Raw genomic sequence first — 17,573 nt, forward strand, 5'->3', positions numbered from 1 at the left:
CGCTCAGTGAAGCGTCACTGACACCCGCTCGGTCGAGCCTGCCGCAGCGGTAGGGTCCCTCCAGTCGTCGATCGCGGAGGGAGCCCGTGGACCCGCAGGCGAAGAAGGTCGCGTTGCGAGCGATCAACTACGGCTTGTTCGTCGTCACCGCGAAGGACGGCGACGAGTACTCGGCGGCCGGGATCAACTGGCTGTCGCAGGCGTCGTTCGAGCCGCCGCTCATCATGGTCGGCGTCAAGACCGACAGCGACACGCACCGCATCGTGCTGAAGACCAACGAGCTCGCGGTGAACGTGCTCGCCGAAGACCAGCTCGACATCGGGAAGGCGTTCTTCCGCACGACGAAGGTCGAGGGCGACGAGCTGAACGGCTACAAGTTCGAGCCCGGCCCGGAGACGGGGTGCCCGCTCCTCGTCGACCTGCCGTACTGGTTCGAGGCGCGCGTGACGGACAAGGTGCAGCGCGGCGACCACAGCGTGTTCGTCGCCGAGGTCGTGAACGCGGGCGTGCGCGACGACTCCAAGACGCCGTTGCTGCTGCGGTCGACCGGCATGAACTACGGCGGCTGACGGCCACCGCACGGGTGGCGTGAAGGGGGACGACGGGTGGGCGTCGTCGACACGACGAGCGGTCCGGTGCTCGGCGCGGTCGTGCGCGAGCGTGACCGGCGCGCCGTCGACGTGTTCCGCGGCATCCCGTTCGCGCGCCCGCCCGTCGGCGCGCTGCGCTTCGCGGCGCCCGAGGCGCCCGACCCGTGGCGCGAGCCACGTGACGCGTCACGCTTCGGCCCGTCGGCACCGCAGCGCCCCACGAACGTGCTCAACGGGCTCGTGCCCGGCATGACCGTCGGCGAGACGAGCGAGGACTGCCTCACCCTCAACGTCTGGACGCCGGCGGTGAACGCGGGCGCACGGAGGCCGGTCCTGGTGTGGCTCCACGGCGGGGCGTTCCAGCTCGGCGGGTCGTCGTTGGCGACGTACGACGGCATGCGTCTCGCGGCCGACGGCGACGTCGTCGTGGTGTCGTGCAACTACCGCCTCGGCGCGCTCGGGTTCTGCGCGCTCGACGCGCCGAACTGCGGCCTGCTCGACCAGATCGCCGCGTTGCGCTGGGTGCGCGACAACATCGCCGCGTTCGGCGGCGACCCGAGCCGCGTCACGATCTTCGGCGAGTCCGCCGGCGGCGGGTGTGTGCTCCATCTCCTCGCCGCCCCCGCTGCGCGCGGGCTGTTCCAGCGCGCGATCGCGCAGAGCGGCGCGACCGACTTCACGCTCACGCCCGAGCGCGCCGCAGAGGTCGCGGCTCGGTTCGCCGAGTGTCTCGGCGCCGGGCCCGGTGACCTCGACGCGCTTCGTGCCGTCCCCGTCGAGCGGATCCTCGCCGCGCAGGACGAGGCCGCGGCGGCGCTCCTACCGAGCGTCGGCCTCATGCCGTTCCATCCCGTGGCCGACGGCGCGGTCGTCACCGCGTCACCCGACGTCGCGATCTCGGCCGACGGCGTCGACCTCGTGATCGGCATCACCGCGGACGAGATGCGCCTGTTCCTCGACCCGAGCACGTTCCCGGCCGATCGGGTGACGCTCGCGCGGCACGTCACGCGCCTGCGTGACGAGGTCGACGTCGACGCCGTCGTCGACACGTACACGCGGACGGCGCGGCCGCACCGCGCGTCGCCCGCCGATCTCTGGTCGGACATGACGACCGACGTGCAGATGTCGCTTCCCGCGCGCCGTGTCGCCGACGGGCACGCGCGCCGGGGGAACCGCACCTACGGCTACGTGTTCACGTGGCCGGCCGCCGCGCACGATGGCGCGCTGCGCGCCTGTCACGCCGTGGACCTGCCGTTCACGTTCGGCACGTTCGACCGCGAGGGCTGGCACGCGTTCGTCGGTGGCGGCACGGAGGCCGAGGCGCTGTCGACGCGCATGCGAGCCGCGTGGTGCGCGTTCGCGCGCGACGGCGAGCCGGGCTGGGCCCGCTACGAGCCACCCGTGCGGACGACGATGCTGCTCGGCCGCGAGTGCCGCACCGTCGACGACCCGGGCGGCGAGCGCCTCGACAGCTGGAGCGGCTAGCCGGGTAGGTTGCCGGCCGTGAAGCCGGCACCGTTCGAGTACCACGCGCCGACCACGATCGCGGAGGCCGTCGACCTCCTGGCGCGGCACGGCGACGAGGCGAAGCCGCTCGCGGGCGGGCAGAGCCTCGTGCCGATGCTCGCGCTCCGACTCGCGCGTTTCGAGCATCTCGTCGACCTCAACCGGGTCGACGAGCTGCGCGGCGTCGCGCGCACCAACGGCACGCTGCGCGTCGGTGCGATGACGACCCAGGCGACCGTCGAGCACGACGGCGATGTCGCGCGCGACGTCCCGCTGCTCGCCATGGCGACGCCGCTGATCGGCCACTTCCAGATCCGCAACCGGGGGACGGTCGGCGGCTCGTTGGCGCACGCCGATCCCGCGTCCGAGTACCCGGCGGTCGCACTCGCGCTCGACGCGCGCTTCGACGTCGCGTCGAGCAGCGGGACGCGCGAGGTCCCCGCGCAAGAGTTCTTCGAGGGGACCTGGCAGACCGCGCTCGGCGCCGACGACCTCCTCGTCGCCGTCCGCTTTCCCGTGTGGGAGGGCCGCTGCGGGTTCGCGTGCGACGAGGTTGCGCGCCGTCACGGCGACTTCGCGCTCGCCGGCGCGATCGCCGCGGTCGAGCTCGACGGATCGTCGAACGTGACCCGTGCCGGCATCGCGCTGTTCGGGATGGGACCGGCACCCGTCCGCGCGACCGACGCCGAGCAGGCGCTCGTCGGCACCCACCCCGCGTCGGACGACGACCTGCGCGAGCTCGGCGCGCTCGCGGTGCGCGACACCGCACCGGTCGACGACGTGCACGCGTCAGCGTCGTACCGGCGCCGAGTCGGGGAGTACCTCGCCCGCAAGACGCTCCGAGACGCGATCCGCCGGGCGGAGGAGGACATACCGTGATGATCGAGGGGACCGCGCTCGACGTGACGATGACCGTGAACGGCGAACGACGGCGCGCGCACGTCGACGCGCGCAAGACGCTCGCCGACTTCCTGCGTGAGGACTGCGCGCTCACCGGAACACACCTCGGGTGCGAGCACGGCGTGTGCGGCGCCTGCACGGTCCTCGTCGACGGCGCGGCCGTGCGCTCGTGCCTCATGTTCGCGGTGCAGGCGGACGGTGCGGACGTGACGACGATCGAGGGCATCGCCGAACCGGACGGCGAGCTGAGCACCGTGCAGGCCGCGTTCCGCGACGCGCACGGTCTGCAGTGCGGGTTCTGCACGCCCGGCTTCGTCGTGTCCGTGACCGCGTTCCTGCGCGACAACCCGCACCCCACCGACGCCGAGATCCGCGAGGCGCTGTCGGGCAACCTCTGCCGCTGCACCGGGTACCAGGGGATCATCAAGGCCGTCCACCTCGCGGCCGAACGCGTGGCCGAACGCAATGCGGGCGCCGGCGCGGGCGTCACCGCATGACGACCACCACGCCGGCGCACACCGCGGGTCGGTTCGTCGGCCAGTCCGTCACGCGCAAGGAGGACCCGCGCCTCGTCACGGGTCACGGCCGCTACGTCGACGACGTCACCGTGCCCGGCATGCTGCACGCGGCGTTCGTCCGCAGCGACGTCGCCCGCGGGCGCATCACCCGTCTCGACGTCGACGCCGCACGCGCGCTCGACGGCGTGCACGCCGTCCTCACGGCCCGCGAGCTCAACGGTCGCCCCGCGGGGCCGATGGTGCCGAGCATGTTCGCCGACGGTACGAACGGGCCGTCCGCACCCGTCCGCCCGCTCGCCGCGGACGACGTCCGCTTCGTCGGCGACCCGATCGTGCTCGTCGTCGCGGAGAGCCGCTACGTCGCCGAGGACGCGTGCGAGCTCGTCGAGGTCGACTACGAGCCGCTCACCCCGGTGGTCGACTTCGAGCGCGCCGCGGCCGACACCGAGAACCTCGTCCACCCCGAGCTGGGGTCGAACGTCGCGACGACGATGGCCACGCCGCCGGATCCCGCGCTCGACGACGCGCTCGCGAACGCGGCGCACGTCGTCACCCAGACGTTCGTGCAGCACCGGCAGACGCCGACACCGATGGAGACGCGCGGCGTCGTCGCCGACTGGAACGCGCACGCGGGCGAGCTGCGCGTCTGGATGTCCAGCCAGAACCCGCACGAGGTCCGGCGTACGTGCGCCCGCATCCTGGGGATCACCGAGAACCGCGTACGCGTGATGCAACAGGACGTCGGCGGCGGGTTCGGCCAGAAGTACTTCATGCCACGCGACGAGATGACGGTCGTCCTCACCTCGCACCTCCTCGGCCGTCCGGTCAAGTGGATCGAGGACCGCCGCGAGAACCTGCTCGCGTCGAACCACGCGCGTACTGACCGGGTGACCGCGACCATCGGTGTCGACGGCGACGGTCGCATCGTCGGTGCGCGTGTCGACCACCTCGAGGACGCCGGCGCGTACGCCAACGGCGGCACCGGCGGCACCGGGATCTTCGTCGCGATGATGTTTCCCGGGCCGTACCGCATCCCGCGCATCGGCTGGTCGACGACCGCGGTGTGGACGAACACCTGCGGGCGGGGCGCGTACCGCGGGCCGTGGATGATGGAGACGGTCGCGCGCGAGCAGATGATGGACGCCGTCGCGCGCACGATCGGGATGGACCCGCTCGAGCTGCGACGCCGCAACGTCATCGGTCGCGACGAGCTCCCGTACGCCACCGCGACCGGGATGGTGTACGACAACGTGTCGCCGGCCGAGACGCTCGAGCAGGCCGTCGCGCTCGCCGGCTACGACGATTTCCGCGCCGAGCAGGCGCGCGCCCGTGGTGAGGGCCGAAACCTGGGGATCGGCATCGGCCTCTACATCGAGCCGCAGACCGGGATGGGCGCGCTCGGCGTCGAGGCCGCGAACGTGCGCGTCGAGCCCGACGGCACCGTGAACGTGTTCGTCGGGTCGGGCTCGCACGGGCAGAGCCTCGAGACGACGGTCGCGCAGGTCGTCGCCGAGCACCTCGGCGTGCATGTCGACGACGTCGTCGTGCACCAAGGCGACACCGAGGTCGCGCCGTTCGGGGGCGGGACGGGCGGCAGCCGCAGCGCGCCGATCCTCAGCTCGGCCGCGCGCCAGGCCGCGCTCGACGTGCGCGAGAAGGTCGTCGCGATCGCCGCGCACATGATGGAGGCCGCGCCCGAGGACCTGGACGTCGAGGACGGCCGCATCTCGGTGCGCGGCACGCCGTCGCGCGCGATCACGCTCGCGGACGTCGCGCGGGTCGCGTACGCGACGTCCGACGCGCTCCCGCCCGATACGCAGCCCGGCCTCGAGGTCGTCGCGCGGTTCAAGGCGCCGCCCGTCATGTACTCGAACGCGTGCCACGTGTGCACGTGCAACCTCGACGTCGACACCGGTCACGTCACGTTGACCCGCTACGTCGTCAGCGAGGACTGCGGCGTGATGATCAACCCGATGGTCGTCGAGGGCCAGATCGCGGGCGGCGTGGTCCAGGGCATCGGCGGCACGCTCTACGAGCACGTCGTCTACGACGACGAGGGCAACCCGCTCACGACGACGTTCCTCGACTACCTCCTCCCGACCGCCGTCGAGGTCCCGACGATCGAGTACGGCCACGTCGAGACGCCCGCCGCGACCCCGGGTGGGCACAAGGGGATGGGGGAGGGCGGCGCGATCGGCTCGGTGCCCGCGGTGTTCAACGCCGTGGCCGACGCGCTCGCGCCCTTCGGCGTGCAACCGACGCGCCAGCCGCTCGGGCCGTCCGAGATCGTGGCGCTGCTCGACGCGACCCGGGACTGACGGCTTCCCTTCAAGCGCGCGGCGCGCCTGCCGATCAGAACGGGCCGTCGCCGGCGTGACGCCGGCGGACGCGCAGGCGGGCAGGGCCTGACAGCAGTGGTCTTCGCGGCTCGGCCGCGTCGAAGTCCGGGAGCAACGCGTGAGGGACCTTCGCGTCCAGAGCCGTCGCGCGCGCGCGACGACGATCGCCGGCACGATCGTGCTGGCGCTCGTGCTGGGCGCGTGCGCGACCGTCGCTCCCGCGCCCGCGGCGAACGCGAACCCGGCGACGTGCGTCGCGCGGCTCACGAGCGCGGCCGACTACCAGCGCGCGTTCGACACGCGCGGGCCCGTGTGGAGCGGCGGTGACGGCGCGGCCGCGATCCCCTTGCCCGACGGCCGGGTGCTGTGGCTCTTCGGCGACACGTTCACGGGACCGGTCGTCGCCAACCGTCGCGTCCCGCCGACGCGCCTCGTGCGCAGCTCCGCGCTGGTGCAGACGGGCCGGTGCTTCCAGCCCACCATGGGCGGGACGGCCGCGAACGTCGCCGATCTCTTCCCTTCGCCCGAGCCGGGCGAGTGGTACTGGCCGGCGCACGGATGGGCCGACGCGTCCGGCCGCTCGGTGCACGTGTTCGTCATGCGCATGCGCCAGACGGCCGGACTGCCGGGTTGGGACTGGACGACCGTCGACATGCGCCTCGCGACACTGAGCCTTCCCGACCTGCGCGTGCAGTCGATCAGCGCGCTCCCGTTCCCCGCGGGTGGCGACGCGCCCGCGTACGGGTCGTCCGTGGCGGTCGGTGACGACGGGTTCGCGTACGTGTACGGGGAGCTGTCCGTCCCGGGCTGGTTGCTCCCGCAGGCCGGGCAGTACGTCGCGCGCGTCCCGGCCGATCTCTCGGGCGGCTGGCAGTTCTGGGACGGGAGCGAGTGGTCCGCCGACCCGTCGGCCGCGACGCCGATGACGTTCACCGCCGCGGACCTCTCACCCGACGCCGGACCGAGCTCGTCGCTGAACGTCGTCCGCTACGGGTCCGGCTGGCTCGGCGTCGCGAAGCGCTGGGACATGCTCTCGGGGGACGTGACGGCGTGGTACGCGAGCACACCGGAGGGTCCGTGGCGCGCGGTCAACGACGACGACGGGACGATCGCGCTGACGCCCGTGCCCGCGGGCAGCACCGAGTTCACGTACGGCGGCCACGTGGTCGACGCGCCCGGCGCCGGTCCTGTCGTCGTCTACAGCGTCAACGGCTCCGACGCGACCGTGATGAGCGACGCCCGGGTGTACGGGCCGCGCGTCGTGGCGCCGTCCGCACTCCCGTCGCCCGACGAGCTCGCCGCCGGCTGAGGCGCTCTCCGTCGGACAAGATGGGTGACGTGCCCACGTCGCCCGACCGCGTCGCGACCTTGCGCCGGCTGCACCAGGGTCCCGAGCCGCTCGTGCTCCCGAACTGCTGGGACGCCGCGACCGCGAAGGTCGTCGTCGACGCCGGGTTCCCGGTCGTCGCGACGTCGAGCGCCGCGGTCGCGGAGAGCCTCGGCTGGGCAGACCACGAGCAGGCACCCGCCGACGAGATGCTTGCGGCCGCGGCCCGCATCGCGCGCGCCGTCGACGTTCCCGTCACCGCGGACGTCGAGTCCGGGTACGGGCTCGCCGCGGACGACCTCGCCGCGCGTCTCGTCGAGGCCTCGGTCGCGGGCTTCAATCTCGAGGACACCGACCACACCACGCACGCGCTGACCGACGTCGACGCGCAGGTGGCGCGGCTCCGTGCCCTGCGCGCGGCGTTCGACGGTGCCGGTGTACCGCTCGTGATGAACGCGCGCGTCGACTCGTTCGTCCGCTCGCGTGATCACGCGGCCGTGCTCGACGACGGGATCGCGCGCGCCCGTGCGTACGTCGACGCCGGCGCCGACTGCGTCTACCCGATCACGCTCGCCGACGCGTCGATGATCGAGCGGTTCGTGCGTGCGCTCGACCCCGCGCCCGTCAACGTCCTGCTCACGCGCGCGGCTCCCGACGTCGCGACGCTGCGCGAGCTCGGTGTCCGGCGCGTGAGCCTCGGCGGCGGGATGTACCGCGCCGTGACGCGCTTCGTGGGCGACGTCGCGTCCGGCCTGCGCACCGGCGACACCGCGGCGCTGTTCGGCCCGGCATGAGCCCGAGCGCCCCTCGTGGCCGGAGGGTCGCTGAAAGTTACACCGGTGTGATTCCTGTCGGGTATGGTGACACCTGAGCCAGCCAGGCGGAGTACCCGGGCGCGCCGGACGGGCGCGTCCACGGGATGGCAGGCGGGAGGTCGTTCGTGTTGCATGCCCACGCTCGTGCCGGACTCGACCCGCACCTCCAGGCGGACCTCGATCGCGCCTACTGGGACACTGACGAGCCAGCCGAGGTGATCGCGCGCCGCTTCGAGATCGAGCTCGTCCAGCCGGGCAAGGGCACGCAGCGGATCCCGGCGAGCACCCGTCTCGCCGAGCACGTCACGCCGATCGAGGCGCCCGGCCGCTGCCCGCGCTGCAGCACGGGTCTCGTCTACCGATCCCGCGCCGACCGGCGCGACGACCACCGTAGTTGCGTCCTGTGCGGTCACCGCGATCCCGTCGCGACGTGTCCCTGCCGCGCGTGCGTGGCGGAGCGCGACGAGCGCGCCGAGGAGCGGTACCGCTACTGGCGCCGTCATCTCTGCCGACCCGAGTTCGCCGCGTTCGCGCTCGACGACCTCGATCGCGACGCGTCGTCGCTGTACTGGGCGCTGTGCTTCCTCGCCACGCACGACGACGACCCGGTGTCGTGGGAGGACGCACGCGTGGTGTCGGGCGTGCGTGAGCTCGACGCGCCCATCGAGCGTCTCGTCCGCGCGCACCTGCTGTTCCTCCACGACGGCAGCTTCGAGCTCAACCCGCACGGGCCGAACGCCGTGCGCGGCGCGCGCAACGAGGCGGACGCGCTGCGGCCGATCGCGGTCGCCGTGCAGCACGGCCGCGCGTCCGACGACGAGCTCACTCGGTTGCTCGCGTTCGCGGTCCCGGGGTTCACCGATGTCGTCGCGCAGCACGACGACCGCGCGCTCGAGGCCGCGCTCGACGACGCCGCGACCCGTCACCCGGAGCTCGTGACGCACGCGGTGCGCGAGGCGACGCGTCGCTACGTCTCACAACGCCACGCCGCGTAGCCCGACCGCGGGCACGACGGGCGGTCCGGTTCCGCGCGACGATGCCGCGTGGAACCCCCGCCTGGAGGATGCGCCGTGGACGACCGTGACCTCGTGAACCGGATCGACGACCTCGTCCGCCAGGAGCACGAGCTCCGGACCCGCCACGGCGAGGGCGTGGGCCTGAACGAGCGCGAGCTCGACACCCTGCGCGCGCTCGAGGTGCAGCTCGACCAGTGCTGGGACCTGCTCCGGCAGCGGCGCGCGCGGCGCGAGTTCGGCACCGACCCCGACGCCGCGACGGCGCGCGGCCCGGAGACCGTCGAGCGCTACCAACAGTAGGCGCAGCGCAGCGCGGCCGTCAGACGAGGCGGAACGGACCGCCCGCCGCGCTCGCGGCGGGGACGCGGTGCGCCGCCGGCGTGAGCGCGGGCGTGACCACCGGCGCGGCCGGAGCGGGGTTCGGCACCAGCACGCCGTGGATCACGAGTCGCTCGGTCGCCGATCCCGGCGGATGACAGGTGAACAGCGTGACCTCGTACGCGTCGTGCTGGTCCACGATCCACATCGCGCTCGGCGAGACGACCTCGCTGCCTGTGACCCGGTACGTGAACGTCCCCGAGGGCATGACGAACGTGATCGTGTCGCCGGGGTGCAGGTCGCCGAGATGCAGGAACGGCGACCCGTGGGTGGTGCGGTGCCCGGCGACGACGACGTTGCCGAGCTGGCCCGGCATCGCCGTCCCCGGCCAGTGCGACGGGCCCTTGTCGATCGACAACGCGGTGACCTGGTCGTAGAGGACCCGGTCCACACCGGCGGCCGGGATCACGATCCGCCCGATCGGGTTGCCGGGCCGGCTCGCGTCGTACGGCGCCGGCGTCGGCTCCGGGACCGGCAGCGAGACCGCGGACGCGATCCCGGGAGCGACCAGCAAGGTCCCCAGCGCGAGCACGAGGACGCCGAGGATCCGCACCGGCCGCGCGACGAAGGCCCCCGTCTTCCTTCCACCCATGGGCGCGGTATCGGCGCGCGGCCGCCGGGACTGAATCGCCTCGTGTCCGGGCAGGTCACGGCCACCGCCATGGGCTCGCGGCCTCGCCGCGTGCGATCATGTCCCCGGTCCGTGGGCGCCAGGGCGAGGGAGGGCACCGTCCACGGTTCCGGGTCGCGTCGGCGGTGGAGGAGGGTCTCTGCGGTCGAACGTGGGGCGGGGTACGAGCGGCGGATCCGGGCCGCCACGCGATGTCGTGGGCGGTCTTTGCACGCGGGGTCGGGGGGCGATGATGCCCCGGTCGCGGTGGACGTCAGGACGAGCGTCGAGGCGGCGAGGGCAGATCGGGTGACGGCGACGGAGGGCGGCTCGCCGACGGTGAACGAGGAAGGCGCTCGCGCCCTCGGCAGCTCCTACGTCGTCTACGAGCGCATCGGACGTGGTGCGACGGGCGTCGTGCACCGCGCGCTCGACCGGCGCACCGGTGACCCCGTCGCGGTCAAGTTCCTGCGCTCCGACTTCGCGTCCGACCCGAACGTCGTCGAGCGGTTCCTGCGCGAGCGGGCGATCCTCACCCGCCTCGCCGATCCGCACACGGTCGGCCTGCGCGACCTCGTCGTCGAAGGGGAGACGGTCGCGCTCGTCACCGACTTCGTCGACGGCGGTGACCTGCGCGCGCTGCTGAGCCGCGAGGGTCCGCTGCCCGTCGACGTCGCGGTCGACGTCGCCGCGCAGGTGCTCGACGGGCTCGCGTCGGCCCACGAGCGCGGCGTCGTCCACTGCGATCTCAAGCCCGAGAACGTCCTCGTCACGCGCGACGGCGACCACCTGGTCGTGCGCGTGACCGACTTCGGGATCGCGACGCTGCTGCGGTCGTCACCCTCGTCGACGACGCCGTCGTCGCTCGTGGGCTCGCCCGACTACATGGCTCCCGAGGTCGTCGAGGGACGGGACCTCACACCCGCGGCTGACCTCTACAGCGCGGGGATCCTCCTCTACGAGCTGCTCTCGGGTCGCACACCGTTCGCGGGTGGTCCCGCGGTCGCGGTGTTGCGTCGCCACGTCGAGGAGCCGCCGTTGCGGTTGCCCGACCTGCCCGGCGCGGTGTGGAACCAGCTCGTGGCGTTGCTCGCGAAGGACCCGCGCCGGCGTCCGCCGAGCGCCCGCGTCGCGGCGAGCCGCCTGCGCGCGTCGCTGGACGGCGGAGCGCACGTCGAGGAGATCGACAGCTCGGACGCGCGCGCCGCGTCGGCCGCGCGTGCCGACGCGTACGAGTCCCCGACCTACGTGCCGCACACACCGCCGCGCGGTGCGACCGCGCACCGCGACGGCACCGATCGTGAACGTCGGGTCTCGACGCGTCGACGTCGCCGCGGCGTCGTGATCGGTGTCGTCGTGGTCGCGCTCGTCCTCGCCGGCGTCGGCATCGGGGTCGCGACCGAGGTCTCCCGCAGTCGCGCGAGCGCGGCCTCCGACCATGTCCGGTTGACGGCCCCTCCGATGCTGCAGACGTCGTTCGGTTCCCAGGTCGTCATGGCGCGGAGCTGGGACCTCTCCGGCCACGACGGCAGCCGCGTCGACGTCACGCTGCACGTCATGAACGTCGGCTCGAGCCCCGTCGACACCATCGACGAGCTGCCGTTGGAAGGCGGCACGACGCGACGGCTCACGTCGTACACGGTCAAGCTTGCGCCCGGGCAGTCGACGACGATCTCGTACCACCGCACCGTCACGGCGACCGGCCTCGACGTCCGCCGCATCGAGCAGTGGGAGCAGTCGCTCGACCTCTACGCGGCGGCGCGGCTCGCCGACGCCGAAGCACGACCCGCCGTCCTCACGCTCGACCGCGATCAGCGCGCATACCTGAACGTCTCGGGCGTCACGACCGCGGGTGAGGCGGCGAAGGCGCCGCTGCTGGCCGGCCTCTCCTGGTCGTCGTCGGACGGGCACGTCGCGCGTGTCGTGAGTGGCACGCGGGCGGACTCGCGGCCGATCGTCCAGGCCGGCTCGCCGGGCGCCGCGGTGCTCACCGCGCGGCTGGGGACGCGCGAGTTGCGTGTCGACGTCGTCGTCGGCTCCGCGCACGCGTCGGCCGCCGCCGCACGGCTGCCGTGCGAACCGGGGATCGGCGTTCCCGCCGACCTCGTCGACGTGGCGGACGGCGCGGCGTTCACGAGCGACAATCACACGGTCACGGTCGTCGCCGGTGGTGCGCGTGTGGCGACGGGGTCGATCGGCGACTTCGCCGCGGGCTCGCCTGTCCCCGCCGACGCCGACTGGCTCGCCACGCTGCCGGTCTCCCCGCGTGACGGGACGCTGCTGCAGGACGGCCCCGGCGGCCAGCTGTGGCTGGTGGTCGACGGTCAGCGCGTGGCCGTCGGCGCCGGGGACGCGGCGGCGCTGCACTTCGACCCCGCCCATGCGGTGACGGTCCCGAAGGGCACGATCACCGTGCCCGTGTTCGGCACCGCGCGGTTCCCCGCCGGTGCACTGGTGCAGCCGGCCGGGTCGGGCACGACGTACGTCTCGGACGGTCATGGTTGGACGACGACGTCCCGAGCGTGTAGCGCGTCAGCCGTGCCCACCGTCCCGGCGACGACGCAGCTGCTGCCCGCGAGTTGATGGAACCAGCCGTGCTCGAGGTCAGCGTCGGCGACTTCCACAAGTCGTTCCCGGTGGACGCGCGCGAGATCGTCATCGGACGGACCGTGAGCGCAGACGTCCAGGTCGACGATCCGCGCGTCTCGCGCGTGCACGCGATCATCCGCCACCGTGGCGAGGTCTGGCAGCTCGAGGACCAGGACAGCGCGAACGGGACGTTTCTCGACGGCGAGCCGGTGCGCGTCGTCGAGATCTACTCACCCACGATGCTCAGCCTCGCCGATCCCGACGAGGGGATCTCGATCCTGCTGACGCCCGAGGGGTCGTCCTCACCGGTCGCGGTCGCCGGCGGTGACGTCGACGTCGTGCACATCGGCCGCGCGCCGGACAACGACGTCGTCCTCGACGACGCGACGGTCTCGCGTCATCACGCGGAGATCGCGCGCCTGCCGAACGGGCGATGGCAGTTGCGCGACATCGGGAGCGGCAACGGTGTCGTCGTCGATCGCCGTCGCGTGCGATCGGCCGTCGTGAACGGTCCGTTGCGCGTCGAGATCGGCGACCATCTGTTGCAGCTCGCACCCGACGGCCGCGGGGGCGTGCGCGTCGAGGTCGTCGCGCGAGGGCGCACCGTGCGGGTGCGCCCGGGCGTCGTGCGCGTCGACATCAGCACCGACGCGCAGGACGAGGAGGCGATCACCGGCCGCGAGCGTGAGGTGCTCGCGCTGATCGCGGGCGGCGCAACGGACAAGCAGATCGCCGACGCGCTCTACATCAGCATCCGGACGGTGCGGTCCCACCTCGACCGCATCCACGAGAAGACGGGACTGCGCCGCCGGGCCGACCTGACCCGTCTCGCGTTCCAGCTGGGCATCGCGCCCCGCCGGCCGGAGTAGCAAGAAGGCGGGGTACCGGCTGCATCGCCGATACCCCGCCTACTCGGAACCCTGCCCCAGTTGGTTCCCTTCGAGTATGCGGGCGCGGGTGGCTCCGCTCCAGAGGTAGGAGTGCCCATCTCGCGAGCCGTCGCTCACGATCCGTCGTCCGGTCCGGCCCGCACGACAGCGCGGTGTGACCGGGCCGGGGCTACGACGACGGCGGCGTCGACGTGCTGCCGCTGCTCACGGGCGGCGTGCTCGTCGTGGTGGTCGTCGTGGTCGTCGTCGACGTATCGATCGTCGTCGTGGTCGTCGTCGGCACGGTCGTTGTCGTCGTGGTCGTCACCGGGACCGTCGTCGTCGTTGGCGGCGCCGCGGTCGTGGTCGTCGTCGGTGGCGGCGCCGCGGTCGTCGTCGTGGTCGACGACGTCCCGTCACCCGGCGTCGTGATCACCGGCGGGGTCGGGTCGGTGATGACCGTCGTCGGAGCGGCGGGGTTCACCAGACCGACGACCAACTGGAGCAGCGCGGCGGGCGGCGTCTGCGTCGTCTTCGAGGCGACCTGCGTGATCTGGTTCGTGTTGCCGCTCGGGTCGGTGAGCGAGGGGTTCGCCGCGACCGACTTCGACGTCTTCGGGACCTGGACCTCGGGGTTCGTCGCGTGCAGGTTCTTGCGCGCGCTGATGAGATCCGCGTTCCACTGGTCCAGACGTGACGCGCTCCGGGCACCGTTCCCGACCCGTATCGAATAGCTGAGGTTGCCGAACGTGCCGCGCGACGCGTTCATGAGCGGGATGTTGAACACCGGGTCCTTCTGCACGACCTGCGGGGGGATCCCGACAAAGTCGATGTCCGTGTCGCGCGCGGCGAGGCTCTTCGGGATCACGTCGAGATAGCGCGTGTTCGCCTTCAGACGCGCGTCCGTCACCATGATCACCTCGGTCGCGCGGAACTCGTTGCCGTGCGCGCCCGTCAGCTTCCACTCGCGTCGCACGACGTAGCCGTCGTACGAGTCGAGCCACGCGCGCTCGACGCTCTTGGGCTGCGACTGCGAGCGGAGCGCGACGGGTCCGACGAAGATGATCAGGCTCGCGATGCACGCGAACGCACCGCCGAGCAGCACGGACCGCCGCGCGCGCGGAGGCAGGTCGAGCGACAGCACGCGACCGCTGATGCTGCGGTTCGAATCCGTCCGGTGGGCACGTGACCCGTTCGCTTCCTCGACGAAGGTCGTGTGCCGGCGCGGCGGGGTCACGGTGTCGGCACCGTTCGCGGGCGTCGTGACGAGGGGAGGAAGGCCGACGAGTGCGGGCTCGACGGCCGCGAGCGCGGCGGCGGCCGCGGCGGCGTCGGGGTAGCGCGCGTCGGGGTCCTTGGCGAGCAGCCGGGACAGCACGGCCCACAGCGAGCGCGGGATCGCGCGCGGGCGGCGCACGCGCTGCTGCGCGTGCGCGCGCAGGACTGCGACGGGGTGGTCGCCGACGAAGGGCGGCCGGCCGGTGAGCAGCTCGTAGAGGACGATGCCGACCGAGTACACGTCCGACGCGGGCGTCGGGTCGCTCCCCGTGCCCAGCTCGGGCGCCATGTAGCGCGGCGTGCCAATCAGGCCGGTGATGCGCGTGACCGTCGCGGCGTCGACGAGGCGCGAGATGCCGAAGTCGGACAGCTTGGCGATCGGCTCTCCGTCGCCGTCGATGTCGACGAGCACGTTCTCGGGCTTGACGTCGCGGTGCACGACGCCGGCGCCGTGCACCGCGGCCAGCGCGTCGAGCATCTCCCGCGCGAAGCGGACCGCGACGGCTGGCGCGAGCGCGCCGCCCTGGTCCTGGATGAACGCACGCAGGTCCGAGTGCTCGACGTAGTCCATGACGATCGCGACCGTGTCGCCCTCGACGACCAGGTCGCGCACGCCGACCACGTGCGGGTTGCGAACCGACCGCAGCACGTCGCGCTCACGGACGAACCGGGTGACGACGTGGTCGTCGGCGACGAACTCGGGGCGCAGGATCTTGACCGCGACCGACCCGCCGCCGTCGTCGTGGGCACGCCACACCTCGCCGGTGCCGCCGCGTCCCACGATGCGTTCGAGCGCGTAGCCCGAACCCAGTCGCCGCACCCTTCCCCTCTCTTCACCCGGTGGAGACACGAGCGTACCGACCCGGCCGCCCCTGTGGGCGCTCAACTTCTCGCGGTGGTCCTGGTGGCCGATCCGTCGGCACCCCTGCAAGAATTGGGGGCCGCCCGAGGAGGACCTCGCATGACCGCGACGATCGAACCGCACCCCGAGCTGTTCCTCCCGGAACCGGAGCCGCGTGAGGTGAAGTACACGGTCATCTCCGTGGACGACCACCTCGTCGAGCCGCCCGACATGTTCGAGGGGCGGCTTCCCGCCGCGCTGCAGGAGCTGGCCCCCCGCATCGTCGAGACCAAGCACGGTCACCAGGTGTGGGAGTTCGACGGCGGGCGCTACACGCAGGTCGGGATGAACGCGGTCGCCGGGCGGCGGCCCGACACCGTTCGGGTCGAGCCGTTCCGGTTCGACCAGATGCGCCGGGGCTGCTTCGACATCCACGCGCGGGTTCACGACATGGACGTCAACGGCGTGTGGGCCTCGCTCAACTTCCCGTCGATGATCACGGGGTTCTGCGGGCGCGTGTTCTCGCAGTGCTCGGATCCCGAGCTGGGGCTCGCCGTCACGAGGGCCTGGAACGACTGGCTCCACGAGGAGTGGTGGCAGCCCTATCCGGACCGGATCATCCCGCTCGGCATCACGTTCCTCACCGATCCCGAGCTCGGCGCGCAGGAGATCCGCCGCAACGCCGAGCGCGGGTTCCGTTCCGTCACGCTGCCCGAGCGTCCGCAGAACATCGACCTGCCGTCGATCTTCGACGACTACTGGGACCCCATCATCCGGGCCTGCGCGGACACCGACACCGTGATCTCGCTGCACGTCGGCTCTTCGGGGATGTACCCGATGCCGCCCGGTGCGCCGGCGATCCAGCTGGGCTCGACGATGTTCGGGCAGATGTCCCTGAGCGCGTGCGCGGAGTGGCTCTGGTCCGGCTACGCGGTCCGCTACCCGAACCTGAAGATCGCGATGTCCGAGGGTGGCGTCGGCTGGGTCGCGATGCTGATCGACCGCCTCGACAACATCGTCGACCGCTCGGGCTACGGGCTCGACGGCTTCGGGGGCCAGCGCCCGGCCGACGTGCTGCGCCGGAACTTCTGTTTCTGCACGATCGACGACCCGTCGACCATCTGCACCCGCCACACGATCGGCGTCGACCACATCATGGTGGAGGTCGACTACCCGCACGGCGACGGCACCTGGCCCGACACGCAGGCCGTCATCGAGCGGTACTGGGGCGACCTCCCCAACGTCGAGCTGCGCAAGATGTGCTGCGAGAACGCGGCCGCCCTCTACCGCCACCCCTTGCCGGAGCGCGTCCTCCCCGCCTAGCTCGTTCCGTGAAGCGTGACGGCAACATGCTTGCCGTTCCGCTTCCCAAAAGGGTGCGGACAGCTTCCACTTTTCACGCGTCGTGGCGCGCGCCATGATGCTGCGCCGCACCGGGGCGGTGTGGCAGGGGCAGAGGGCGGATGACGGCACCGCCGGTGGAGATCAAGGTTGGGGACACGCACGCGACGTTCGCGGAGGACGTCGCGACGGTCGTGATCGGGCGGTCCGCCTCGGCCGACGTGCGCGTCGACGATCCGCGCGTGTCGCGCGTGCATGCAGTCCTCAGCCGGAACGGTGAGGGCTGGGTGATCGAGGACCGTCACAGCGCGAACGGCACGTTCGTGCTCGGCGCAAGCGTCGAGCGTCTCGTGATCGACGGCCCGACGGTCATCCGGCTCGCGGATCCGGACGACGGGATCCCGCTGCTCGTCACCCCGGGCGGGGCGGTGACCACCGCGGTCGTCTCGCGACGCTACGGGACGAGCAGAGTGCGCATCGGGCGCGCGACGGACAACGACGTCGTCGTGGACGACCCGCACGTCTCGCGCTACCACGCCGAGCTCCGCCGCGAGGACGGTGCCTGGCTGCTCTGCGACCTGAACACCGCGAACGGCACCATCGTCGACGGCCGTCGCGTCACCGCGGATGTCGTGAGCGATGCGATCCACGTCGAG

The 17,573-nt window shown here is 72.5% G+C and carries 15 protein-coding genes; 13 read left to right on the forward strand and 2 right to left on the reverse strand.

The features are described 5' to 3' along the window. The first annotated feature begins 86 nt into the window (after positions 1-86). From VFC33_16860 to VFC33_16900, 9 genes are all read left to right on the forward strand, one after another. Complete coding sequence (locus VFC33_16860) at positions 87-569, forward strand: flavin reductase family protein (protein HZR14912.1); 483 nt, start codon at positions 87-89, stop codon at positions 567-569. Between the two features lie 36 nt (positions 570-605). After that, entirely contained in the window at positions 606-2,075 is a 1,470-nt protein-coding gene (locus VFC33_16865; GenBank protein HZR14913.1) for a carboxylesterase family protein, read from the forward strand. Between the two features lie 18 nt (positions 2,076-2,093). Further along, entirely contained in the window at positions 2,094-2,975 is an 882-nt protein-coding gene (locus tag VFC33_16870) for a xanthine dehydrogenase family protein subunit M (protein HZR14914.1), read from the forward strand. Next, on the forward strand, positions 2,975-3,493 hold the full coding sequence (locus VFC33_16875; protein HZR14915.1) for a (2Fe-2S)-binding protein: 519 nt from the start codon (positions 2,975-2,977) through the stop codon (positions 3,491-3,493). The genes VFC33_16870 and VFC33_16875 overlap by 1 nt, the downstream gene beginning before the upstream one ends. Next, a complete protein-coding gene (locus VFC33_16880; GenBank protein ID HZR14916.1) occupies positions 3,490-5,832 on the forward strand; it encodes a xanthine dehydrogenase family protein molybdopterin-binding subunit in 2,343 nt (780 codons plus the stop codon). Before VFC33_16875 ends, VFC33_16880 begins: the two co-directional genes overlap by 4 nt. Positions 5,833-5,971: 139 nt before the next feature. Next, on the forward strand, positions 5,972-7,162 hold the full coding sequence (locus tag VFC33_16885) for a hypothetical protein (GenBank protein ID HZR14917.1): 1,191 nt from the start codon (positions 5,972-5,974) through the stop codon (positions 7,160-7,162). 29 nt (positions 7,163-7,191) lie between these two features. Beyond that, positions 7,192-7,974 (forward strand): isocitrate lyase/phosphoenolpyruvate mutase family protein, encoded by a 783-nt coding sequence (locus VFC33_16890; protein ID HZR14918.1) that lies wholly within the window; start codon positions 7,192-7,194, stop codon positions 7,972-7,974. A 146-nt stretch (positions 7,975-8,120) separates the two neighbouring features. Further along, entirely contained in the window at positions 8,121-8,990 is an 870-nt protein-coding gene (locus tag VFC33_16895; protein HZR14919.1) for a hypothetical protein, read from the forward strand. A 75-nt stretch (positions 8,991-9,065) separates the two neighbouring features. Then, the gene (locus tag VFC33_16900) at positions 9,066-9,311 is read left to right on the forward strand and encodes a DUF2630 family protein (GenBank protein HZR14920.1); all 246 of its coding nucleotides are present in this window, start codon (positions 9,066-9,068) and stop codon (positions 9,309-9,311) included. A 19-nt stretch (positions 9,312-9,330) separates the two neighbouring features. Here the strand turns inward: VFC33_16900 and VFC33_16905 are convergent, their stop codons facing one another. Next, positions 9,331-9,981: a class E sortase gene (locus VFC33_16905; GenBank protein HZR14921.1), complete on the reverse strand. Its 651-nt coding sequence runs from the start codon at positions 9,979-9,981 to the stop codon at positions 9,331-9,333. Between the two features lie 327 nt (positions 9,982-10,308). Between VFC33_16905 and VFC33_16910 the strand changes: the two genes are divergently transcribed. Together VFC33_16910 and VFC33_16915 are read left to right on the forward strand one after the other, a co-directional pair. Next, a complete protein-coding gene (locus VFC33_16910) occupies positions 10,309-12,582 on the forward strand; it encodes a serine/threonine-protein kinase (protein ID HZR14922.1) in 2,274 nt (757 codons plus the stop codon). Positions 12,583-12,593: 11 nt separating this feature from the next. After that, positions 12,594-13,457, forward strand: a complete 864-nt coding sequence (locus tag VFC33_16915; protein ID HZR14923.1) for an FHA domain-containing protein — start codon at positions 12,594-12,596, stop codon at positions 13,455-13,457. A 190-nt stretch (positions 13,458-13,647) separates the two neighbouring features. Here the strand turns inward: VFC33_16915 and VFC33_16920 are convergent, their stop codons facing one another. Next, a complete protein-coding gene (locus tag VFC33_16920; protein ID HZR14924.1) occupies positions 13,648-15,555 on the reverse strand; it encodes a serine/threonine-protein kinase in 1,908 nt (635 codons plus the stop codon). A gap of 141 nt (positions 15,556-15,696) precedes the next feature. Here VFC33_16920 and VFC33_16925 point away from each other — a divergent pair, with 141 nt between their 5' ends. Both VFC33_16925 and VFC33_16930 read left to right on the forward strand, forming a co-directional pair. Beyond that, positions 15,697-16,899 (forward strand): amidohydrolase family protein, encoded by a 1,203-nt coding sequence (locus tag VFC33_16925; protein HZR14925.1) that lies wholly within the window; start codon positions 15,697-15,699, stop codon positions 16,897-16,899. Between the two features lie 140 nt (positions 16,900-17,039). Continuing rightward, on the forward strand, positions 17,040-17,573 hold a 534-nt coding region (locus VFC33_16930; protein HZR14926.1), incomplete at its 3' end, for an FHA domain-containing protein.

This window comes from Acidimicrobiia bacterium (assembly GCA_035651955.1).
Classification (GTDB): domain Bacteria; phylum Actinomycetota; class Acidimicrobiia; order IMCC26256; family JAMXLJ01; genus JAMXLJ01.